A 7,626-nucleotide genomic window follows, 5' to 3' on the forward strand; every position below is an offset into this window, starting at 1 on the left:
GATGCTTGGAGAAAGAACACTTCGATCACAGTCGAGACTGCTCGCGCCTATGGTGAAGCGGTGAAGAACGGGGCCACGAATATCGCCCTGTTCGATACCAAGCGAAGCTCTTCCTATAAACTTGACACTTACACGACAACTGTCCCAAAGCGTGACGCTCGAAATGAAGAATTTCCACCTCTTCGGATCGTCCCACCGCCTGAGATTTCTCTCACGGGGTGATCTTAGCGATCAGAAAACCTCTAAATTAACTCTCAAATGATCTAATCGCTGAGGCGAACCAAGAAAGGTTTTCTTGTCGCTGAATATCTCATGTGATTAATCTGAATGAGAAGTTCTGATGAGGTGTGAGATGGGTGATGAAATGGGCGGCAAGCTGTCGTTGACTGAAGCGGCTGATTTGCTTGGCATCCCGAAACCAACGCTTTCCCGCCATAGAAAACAAGGCAAATTTAGTGCGGAGAAGATCGGCAACGCCTTTCATGTTGAGCCGTCTGAGCTTGCGCGGGCGTATCCTAATAAGTGGGCCTCATCTCAACTTGATAAATCAGATACGCCTCAGATGATGAGTGATGATACGGCTGAGAAAGATAAGGAAATCGCGCACTTGCAGGCTCTTCTTGAAGCAAAAGATGAGAACTTGAAGGATTTGCGGGATCAGCTGCGCGCTGTGAACGCTCGCTTGGAAGATCATACTCAGAAGGGCGGCTGGTTTGCTCGCTTGTTTCGGTGACTGATGATCTCCTGTTCGGGCTGGGGGTGACTTCTATTGAGGTCAAATGTTGGGACTGCGGCCATTCAGTGGTGATGTTGCCGGATCAGGTGCCGGATCAGATAACTGGGCATGAGTTTGAAAAGCGGGCGGTTTGCAGGTGCGGTACTGGCTGGCCGCAAGTGGTTAAGTATCCCAGGAAGAAACCGGCTTCGATGTAAGGTGAGTTGCCAGGGCGCTAGCCCTAGCAAGCTCACATTCGGTGGCCGTTTGACCAGGCATTTAGTGCCTTCTGTGCCCAAGCTGGGTCGTTCGGATCGAGGGGCGGGGTGATCGTTGGGCTGTCGTTAGCCATGTCGTTTGCTTCACGCGCTAGCGTTGCTGCGCCTTCGGCGGCCCTTCTGAACTTGTTGTTTCTTACCCGCCCGCGAGCTGCCTCAAGATTTCCTTTATGTCTTCGAGCTCCGCTCGCATTGCTGAGTTTTCGTGCAAGATTTTGATCTGCGTGTCGGCCATGATCTGTATCGTTTCCTCGGGCGTCTGTTCCCCCGGTTCCCTTTCCGGTGGTTCGGTCCCTAGAAGGTCCGCGATCTCGCGTAGCTTCGGGGCCACTTTCTCTTCCAGGCTCTCGCTCAATGCGTCCTGCATGGGTTCTTTCCAGGCCGGGGTCTTCTTCGTCGATGAGTTGGATTTCTTCTTCTTTGGCATTTGCTGCTCTCCTCAGGTTTTTCATATTTTCGTTGGTCGCCTGTACTGCTTGCGCGCGGCGGATTTTATGAAGTGGTGTCGCTGGCTTCGGTTTGAGCACAGCAAGAATGCGCTTCATGTGATCTGCCGTTGATCGGACCACTTGATTACGTCTGAGACGGTCAAGAATCCTTGTTTCCTTAGGTTTCTCAGACAAGGTGTCTTGAATCTGTCTCATCAGTGATGAGGTCTGATGAACGGTGATACGGCGCTTTAGACGGCGTCTCGAATATCCGTCAGGACTTCGCTCAGCTCTTTGAGCTTGTCTTCGATCCGTTTCACTCTGGCGCTGTCTTCGTTCCTGCCTTCCACTACCTGAAGGAGCACTTCGAGGATGTCTGTCATCCGATCCAGCATTGGGTCGTCGCTCTGCTCCTCGCCCTTCGGCTGGATCAGTTCCAGAATCTGGGAGGTGTCGTTCTTGGTCAGCTGGATCATCTCCCAGAGTTGGGCTTGCTGTTCCGGTGGTAGGCTCTGGAACTCGTCCAGGCTCATCGGTTCCTGGTCCTGGTCGTTGGTCATCTGGGCCTGGGCTAAGGCTTCCAGTTCTTCGATCTGCTCGGGTGTCATGTCTGTCATCGTTGCTCTCCTCGGTGATGTTCTCTTGGGATGTTGCCGCGAGCTCTTTCTCCAGAGTTTCGATCTCGGTCATTAGGTCGAGTTCTTCGTTCCGACGTTTCAGGTATGCTTCGCGGTGGTCCATAAATTGAGCGAGGGCAGGGGGCATTTTCTTGGGGTCGGCTCCCTTTCGTTTCCATGCCTTTGCCATTCTGCGGATTTTGGCGCTGGCAACTGGCATGTGCGAATTTTCATGTGAGACGTGGGCCTCGATGCCATGCTTCTTGAAAAACTGGTTCATGGCTGGCGCCCAAAATTTCTTGTGGGCGTCATCACGCATGACGTTGTTCATTGAGCGGTCTTTGTTCTTGGCCCAGCCGTTCTCGTCCAGCTGTCGGATTCCGACCATTGCTGAGATGTGGGGGTTCTCGACGTCCTGGAAGATGGCGGTCTCTGTGTGGATCGCCCATTCTACCGGGACGCCGTGCTCGATGAACGGTTGTAAGAGCTCTCGGGCGAAGTCTGCGCGTAGATGGTGCGGTACTTCGTTAGGGATGCTGATTTCGAAGGTTCGGCAGAATTGCGAGTTAACGCGGTTCTCCCTGGCTTCGACAGCTGACCACAGTTTGACGGGATCTTCGAAAGCGGGGTCAGCGCCTTCAGGCAGCATAACCTCGTGATCGACTAGCTCGGCGGCCTTGTGGCTGAAGTCAAAATCAGGATCACGGGTGCAGCGTTGGTAGGCAGAACGGCGCAATGCCGAGCCTCCTCCGGTGCGGGTGGTGATACCCATTTTGACAAAATAGTAGCTCACGTTCTCTTAGCCTCGCAGAGCTCAAACAAACTCGAAGAGTTTGTATATTGAGCACCCTCTTTTTCACTTCGTTCATAAGAGGTTGCATTTCGCTCGCGTTTTACAATTTCCCATGCAGCCACATTGAAATGGGAGGGGCGCATGGTGAGTAAAAAACAGCTTGAGGTGTTGGAGAAGAAGAAGGCGCGGCTTGAAAAGTTGCGCGCTGAAATTCGTGAGCAAGACGCAAAGATCGCGGCCGCAAAGCGAAAGGAGCGGAAAACGGCTCTATGTACGATTGGCGGGTGCTTCGCTGCGATCTTGGAGAATGATGAGACGCGGGATAAGGCGCTTCAGCTGTGGGATCGGTTCCTAGCTGAGCACGCTCCCACAAATGAAGCTGACGGGCGCTATATCGCTCTCCAGGAGCAATTTGGGCTCGGTCCTAAGGAAGTGTCAGAAAGCTCTGAATCGCGACTGCCTTCGGCGGATTCTCCTGGGGCTTTGCCCCAGACCCCAGGATATTTACAGAACAGTGATGGGGACAGGGAGCTTTAACGTTTCTTGCAAGCCTGCGTCATATTTTCAGGATTGCGGAACAGGCAGGGATGCCGATGACCGTGAACGGTGATGGCCCGGCTTCATATTTTTGGAGCCGGGCTTTTTCGTTCATTTGACCTTGGTGACGGTGAGCTTCTTGCTTGGGTCAACGCTCCCGCGCCAATGGGGGATGCGATAGGTGAGGAGCCCGTTCCTGGCCCAAAAATAGTGACCTCGAACAAAGTGCCTTACGCGGGCGGTGCCATTGTCGCCTTTGCCTTCTGCTTTGCCTGCTTGCTCGCCTCTTTCATATTTTTCGCGGATATCTCCCGAAACATTTAGTGAGACGACACTGATTTTATCGAGGCCAGCATCTTCCGGCTTTCGTGCCTTCTTCCGGGGTGGCTTTCCTTTCCTGGTCTCGATGTTGAGAACCTCTGGGTTTTCTTCGGATTCCAGGACTGCCAGCATTGCGACTAGGTAAGCTAATTCTCCGGATACATCGCCTTTTGCTTGCTGCAAGGTAGTCTCAACTGACCCTGTTTCTTTGAGCAAAGCTTTGTCTGCGTTAGTCAGGGTGTCGCCGGGGACCGCTAGCCATTGGGCATAGTTCCAGTAAGCGATTTTTTCCTTTTCAGTTTGGGAAACTCCTGTCGGAACGTCATATCCGGCCATCCTGTAGAGCCTGGAAAGCTCTTTGTAGTCGGGGTGTTCCGGGTCTTTCGCTGACTTCAGGAATTCCTCTTTAGAAAGAAAGTCCGGGGTATTTCGAACATCAATAAGGGTGGTAAGAGGCGCTGCTTCAATACTGTTCAGCCAGATCATGGCGTCTGTTTCCAGCTTTGTGCGCTTCTTGTTGCGAAGGTGCTCTCTGACGCCTCTTTTGATATCGTTTTGCCGTACGTTATCGGCTGGGGAATCCCAGGCGACACAAAAGGCTGCGATTCCAGGCTCGTGTACGTAAAGCAGAATGCCAACCCGGTTCGGGATAGCTTCGTGGGGAGCTAGGTCGCGGTGCACTGTGTTGTTTAGTCTTTTGAGGTGCTTTTGGCGAAGTCGATCTTGGGCTTCGATCCAGATGACCTTCGGCTCCCGCAAGACTGATTGGAGCGTCTTAAATAGACCTTCGGGCGTTGTGACCTTCAGGTCTGAGGCCATTGCTAAAGCGGTTTCAGTGAAGTCATAGCGAGCGTCTGCGTCCTTGATCGCACCGTATAGTCCCATTCGATGATTGAAGAGATGCCCGTTCATCAACTGACGGTCTTCCGGGTGGGTGAACTGAATTCTTCTGATCTTGTCAGCTAGGAGCATTATCTCTTCTCCTTCTTGGCCTCTGCCGCTTCGGCCTGGGCTTTCTCTGCGGAGGCTTTCACCTCTGCGATTTCTTTGGTCAGTGCGATTAGCTGCTTGTTTAGTTCGCGCTCTGATTTTTGAGCTTCTTTGGCATCTGACCGTGCTTCGGTAAGTTCAGATTTTAGTTCTGCGATGCGCTCTTTTGTTTCGGTCTTAGCTGTTTCGGTCGCGTCGTTTTTGGCTTCAATAGTTTTGTTCAGGTCTGCGATCTTCTCGTTCAGCCCTTCGATTTCTTCGTCTTTCAGGCGTAATTCGTCTTCAAGTTCTGAGATTTGAGCATCGAGCATGTTCTTCTCGCCCACAAAAGCGAGCTTTGCTGTCTCCTTTGCTTGGGACCAGACTTGCCGAAGTGTGTGCTCCATGCTGCTCGCCAGGTCGGCGGGAACGTCTGCTGACTGCTCTTGCAGTTCGCGCCATTCCTTCAAATGGGGTGTGATCGTCTTGAAGCTGCCGCTGCCTAAGTGCTCGCGCACTGCACTGTTAGTGGGATCTACGCCCATTTCAGTGAGTGCATCCGCAGCTTTGAAGACGTGCTCTTTAGTAATTGCCATAATTTTGTTCCTGTTTATGTAATATGTAACGTTATGTAACGGGTAATATATTACCCTTTATTACACGACACATATACCACAGGAAGTTTTCGAAAACGTTTCGTTTTGGGGTGTTTGCGGGGTGGCCTGCTTTAGCTTTCCTCGCTTCGGAGCCGTCCCCTTCGCCCCACCGAAAAGAGCGAGCTGGTGCGCCCTGTCAAGGGGAGTGGTGCGGCCCGCAGGCGCTTGCGCCGAGGACACGGTCCCCTTGATGGGGTGTGCCGGATCGATCAGGTGGGGAAGGCGAAGGGGATGAGCTTCGAGGCTAGGAAAGCGGGCTTACCTCGCTTTGGTGAGTTCTGAGAGCAGCTTCGATGCATTTAATCAGAAATGAATTAAGCTCTTACATGAGCATCTTGGTGTGCAGGTATCCACGCCAAATAAGGTATTGAAAAATCAAAGGTATACAAGTTTTTGTATGCTGGGGCGTAATTTTCCTGTTCTCTCTCTCACACTGCCTAGCTAATCTTATGAGACGATGAAGAAGTTCTTTAACGTAAGGTCAGCGATGCAAGTGGTCATGCTACTTGGTTCACTTGCTTCGATAATGGGTCTTTTCTTGGCGCTCGGAGTTATCGGCGTCTAAGATAAATAACCGGGGGGTGGTAGTTTTGGCAGACCACACCCCCCAGAAACTTGAAGCGAAGGGGAGGGGTTGGAGACCTCTCTCCGTTCGCTACCAGATTACACCATCTGTTTTTAGTGCCAATCCAAAACTTTCGAATTAGGAAAAATGCATTTTTGCACGTATGGCTTATTTTGGACCGTATATGTGCATTTATGCACCAATGAAATGTTGACAATACCCCAAGGTTTAGCGGGGGTTAAAACCCCTTGGTACTAAGGCTTGTGTGATGTGATTTCGGAGTCTATGTTTTTGCTACGGACAACAAAAAACCCCGCATGAAAGCGGGGTCTTATGTGAGGTCCGGCGTCCGCAGCTTCTTTAAGATTGGCGTCTAGAGTAAAGCTGGGGAAGCCCGATATTCAGTGAGTACGGCTTCTAAAAGCCGAACCTCAAGGTAGATAATAGGGTCAGAGGGTGCAGTCTGCAACCTCGAAAACGCCGAAACCTCACTAGATCAGTGAGTGAAGACAGGCGTGAAAGTAAATTTTAAGACCGATGAAATTTTAGACGAGGTGGCTCCGAGACTTCGGAGATATGATCGCACTGAGTTCCTCGGAACAAGTGGTCTCCCTTTCAAGCTCAAAGACCTGATTGATGAATACACCGGCGAAGTTGTTCCACCCGGTGTTTGGGCCGAAGGTAAACGGCGTGAGAAGGTTAACGAAGTTTCCACTCAGCGTATGCAAGATTTGTTGGAAAGCGGGGGGCTCGAGGTCGAAACCCCTTCAAATGTCATGTTCGTTGGTGCAGTCACCGGCCTGACGAAAGTCCTTCGCAGACGCCGGAATATCAATCTCCTGCTATCGGTCGCTCAGATGAACCGGCGCGAGCAGCAGCTGAGCCTCGCGAAGTACTTGGAAGAGCACAGGAAGGGCCAATATGCCCGTTATCTTGTTATCACCAGCGGTGAACGTATCCCTGCCCACGCTGACTTGAGACAGCGCATGAGTGCCTTCGGGCGGAAGATCTCGAAGTGGGCGAACAGGATCAAGCGCGAGTTTGGCATTGAGGTCGTCTGCCGGATCTATGAGATGCCCCGCAATGCGGATGGAACCTACAATCTACATGCAAATGTCATCTACATTCCGCCCTACATGGGTGAGCTTGGCTGGTTGTCGTTCCTGGGCGATCTGCACACTAGTTTCGATACGATCTTGCAAGACGCGGGCAAGATCGACGACCTGAACGAAGTCATCAAGTACGTCTTCAAGGGAGACGATATCGAGAATATGGATGCCGATGAAGCTGTCTGGCTACATGATGCGCTCTACAACATGCGCATTTTCTCGGCGTTCAACGGTTATAAAGACTTCCGGAGTGAGCTGAAGGATAGCGGTAAGAAGCTGGTCAGCATCAAGGGCCGGATCGTCTACATGCTGAAGCCGAAGTGTCATCGCAACAAAGATGAAGATGATGAGTATGACGATGAGGATCGTCCGGAGGAGCGTGAGCACCCTATGGAGGTCAAGAACGTCCTCCTGACTCAGTTGCAGCCAACCGCTATGCTATCGCCCGTTAAAGAGCCTGTGATGGTCATTCAGGGCTATGATCCAAGCATCGACATCACCAAAGATACCCGCGCAGCTGCTCGCTACATCGACATCATGATGTGCCGAGCCGAAGCGACTGATGCTTGGAGAAAGAACACTTCGATCACAGTCGAGACTGCTCGCGCCTATGGTGAAGCGGTGAAGAACGGGGCCAC

The 7,626-nt window shown here is 51.9% G+C and carries 8 protein-coding genes and 1 pseudogene; 4 read left to right on the forward strand and 5 right to left on the reverse strand.

Going from position 1 to position 7,626, the window contains the following annotated elements:
- Together ACGYK4_RS17150 and ACGYK4_RS17155 are read left to right on the forward strand one after the other, a co-directional pair.
- Positions 1-222: hypothetical protein (locus tag ACGYK4_RS17150; RefSeq protein WP_394457528.1), on the forward strand; the 222-nt coding region annotated here is incomplete at its 5' end.
- Between the two features lie 130 nt (positions 223-352).
- Positions 353-733: a helix-turn-helix domain-containing protein gene (locus tag ACGYK4_RS17155; protein ID WP_394457529.1), complete on the forward strand. Its 381-nt coding sequence runs from the start codon at positions 353-355 to the stop codon at positions 731-733.
- 396 nt (positions 734-1,129) lie between these two features.
- On the opposite strand, the gene ACGYK4_RS17160 is transcribed toward ACGYK4_RS17155, so the two are convergent.
- From ACGYK4_RS17160 to ACGYK4_RS17170, 3 genes and pseudogenes are all read right to left on the reverse strand, one after another.
- Positions 1,130-1,420 (reverse strand): hypothetical protein, encoded by a 291-nt coding sequence (locus tag ACGYK4_RS17160; RefSeq protein ID WP_394457534.1) that lies wholly within the window; start codon positions 1,418-1,420, stop codon positions 1,130-1,132.
- A gap of 252 nt (positions 1,421-1,672) precedes the next feature.
- Positions 1,673-2,038, reverse strand: coding sequence for a hypothetical protein (locus ACGYK4_RS17165; protein WP_394457535.1), 366 nt, complete (start codon positions 2,036-2,038; stop codon positions 1,673-1,675).
- 82 nt (positions 2,039-2,120) lie between these two features.
- Positions 2,121-2,810 (reverse strand): annotated as a pseudogene (locus ACGYK4_RS17170) (MobA/MobL family protein); the annotation flags it as partial.
- Between the two features lie 162 nt (positions 2,811-2,972).
- Between ACGYK4_RS17170 and ACGYK4_RS17175 the strand changes: the two are divergent.
- Positions 2,973-3,368: a hypothetical protein gene (locus tag ACGYK4_RS17175; protein WP_394457530.1), complete on the forward strand. Its 396-nt coding sequence runs from the start codon at positions 2,973-2,975 to the stop codon at positions 3,366-3,368.
- Positions 3,369-3,479: 111 nt separating this feature from the next.
- Here ACGYK4_RS17175 and ACGYK4_RS17180 read toward each other — a convergent pair whose 3' ends face one another.
- Both ACGYK4_RS17180 and ACGYK4_RS17185 read right to left on the reverse strand, forming a co-directional pair.
- On the reverse strand, positions 3,480-4,661 hold the full coding sequence (locus tag ACGYK4_RS17180) for a hypothetical protein (protein ID WP_394457531.1): 1,182 nt from the start codon (positions 4,659-4,661) through the stop codon (positions 3,480-3,482).
- Positions 4,661-5,254: a DNA-binding protein gene (locus ACGYK4_RS17185; protein ID WP_394457532.1), complete on the reverse strand. Its 594-nt coding sequence runs from the start codon at positions 5,252-5,254 to the stop codon at positions 4,661-4,663. Before ACGYK4_RS17185 ends, ACGYK4_RS17180 begins: the two co-directional genes overlap by 1 nt.
- 1,128 nt (positions 5,255-6,382) lie before the next feature.
- Between ACGYK4_RS17185 and ACGYK4_RS17190 the strand changes: the two genes are divergently transcribed.
- Positions 6,383-7,626: hypothetical protein (locus tag ACGYK4_RS17190; RefSeq protein WP_394457533.1), on the forward strand; the 1,244-nt coding region annotated here is incomplete at its 3' end.

The organism is Sulfitobacter sp. 1A13368, from assembly GCF_043557275.1.
GTDB lineage: Bacteria > Pseudomonadota > Alphaproteobacteria > Rhodobacterales > Rhodobacteraceae > Sulfitobacter > Sulfitobacter faviae.